Source organism: Methylobacterium sp. (assembly GCF_019750675.1).
In the GTDB taxonomy this organism is placed as follows: domain Bacteria; phylum Pseudomonadota; class Alphaproteobacteria; order Rhizobiales; family Beijerinckiaceae; genus Methylobacterium.
Window position 1 is genome coordinate 1 of record NZ_JAIEOF010000075.1, and the last position, 1574, is coordinate 1574.

The following is a 1574-nucleotide window of genomic DNA, read 5'->3' on the forward strand; positions in this document are numbered from 1 at the left end:
AGGCGCTCCACGGCCTTCAGCTCCAGCTCGTCGCCCATGGGCGTCGAGGTGCCGTGGGCGTTGATGTAGTCGAGGTCCGAGGCCTGGATGCCGGCGCGCTTCACGGCGGCGCTCATGCAGCGGAAGGCGCCGTCGCCGTCCGGGGCCGGCGAGGTGATGTGGTAGGCGTCGCCGGTGAGGCCGTAGCCGATCACCTCGGCGTAGATCCGGGCGCCGCGGGCCTTGGCGTGCTCGTACTCTTCCAGCACGACGACGCCGGCACCCTCGCCCATCACGAAGCCGTCGCGGTCCTTGTCGTAGGGGCGCGAGGCCTTGGTCGGGTCGTCGTTGAAGCCGGTGGAGAGGGCGCGGCAGGCGGCGAAGCCCGCGAGCGCGAGGCGGTTCACGGGTGATTCGGCGCCGCCCGCCACCATGACGTCGGCATCGCCGAACTGGATCAGCCGGGCCGCGTCGCCGATGGCGTGCGCGCCCGTCGAGCAGGCCGTCACCACCGCGTGGTTGGGGCCCTTGAGCCCGTGCGCGATCGAGATCTGGCCGGAGGCTAGGTTGATGATGCGGCCGGGAATGAAGAAGGGGGAGATCCGGCGGGGACCCTTGTCGTGCAGGGTCACGGAGGCGTCGTAGATGCCGCCGATGCCGCCGATGCCGGAGCCGACCATGACGCCGGTGGCGCATTGGTCTTCGTAGCTCGTCGGGTGCCAGTCGGCATCGTTCAGGGCCTCGCCGGCCGCCGCCATGGCGTAGACGATGAACGGATCGACCTTGCGCTGCTCCTTGGCCTCCATGAAGGCGTCGGGGTTGAAGCTGTCGTTCGTGCCGTCACCGAAGGGCACGGAACAGGCGATGCGGCAGGCGAGATCGTCGACGGGGAACGCCGTCACGACCTTGGCCGCCGACTCGCCGGCGATCAACCGGCTCCAGGTGGCCTCGACCCCGCTGGCCAGCGGCGTCACCATCCCCAAGCCTGTCACTACGACCCGACGCATCGCGCTATCCCGAACCGGTCCTGTCATCACAACGAATGGCGCGCGGGGTCCGTTTCAGACCCCGCTAGCGCGCGACCCGTGACGTTTAAGCGGAGTTCTTCTCGAGGAACTTCACCGCGTCGCCGACCGTCTGGATGGTCTCGGCGGCATCGTCGGGGATCTCGACGTTGAACTCTTCCTCGAACGCCATCACGAGCTCGACGGTGTCGAGGCTGTCGGCGCCGAGATCATCGATGAAGTTCGCGCCCTCGACCACCTTCTCCGGCTCAACGCCGAGGTGCTCGACAACGATCTTCTTCACGCGCTCAGCGATATCGCTCATCGGTCTTGGTCCTTAGCTCTTCAAGGTCGTGATGGTGCAAGGATCTTGTTTGGTGAAGGATCTTGCTGGTGAAGGTGCCGTGGCCGCCGTCCCGTCCCGGGACTGTGTGGTTAAGGCGGCCGGTGTGTTCGATCGCGCGTTTCGGTCAAGTCACCGGGTTTGTCCAGTCGGTGACCCGGGTTTTTTAAGACGTCCGCAACACGCTGAATCGGCACCCCCCTCGCACGGCAGCCGGGGTGTTAACACAGGGTTCCGACGCTGGCGAG

The 1574-nt window shown here is 67.0% G+C and carries 2 protein-coding genes; both read right to left on the reverse strand.

Annotation, left to right across the window (positions count from 1 at the left end):
* The coding region (locus K2X24_RS03915) for a beta-ketoacyl-ACP synthase II (RefSeq protein ID WP_292494837.1) at nt 1-986 on the reverse strand (986 nt) is incomplete at its 3' end.
* An 85-nt stretch (nt 987-1071) separates the two neighbouring features.
* Nucleotides 1072-1308 (reverse strand): acyl carrier protein, encoded by a 237-nt coding sequence (locus tag K2X24_RS03920; RefSeq protein WP_018044468.1) that lies wholly within the window; start codon nt 1306-1308, stop codon nt 1072-1074.
* Between the last annotated feature and the right edge of the window lie 266 nt (nt 1309-1574).

Bases quoted from the DNA above. Each gene is read 5' to 3' on its own strand.
- K2X24_RS03920 (WP_018044468.1), bottom strand. From the start codon at position 1,308: ATGAGCGATATCGCTGAGCGCGTGAAGAAGATCGTTGTCGAGCACCTC.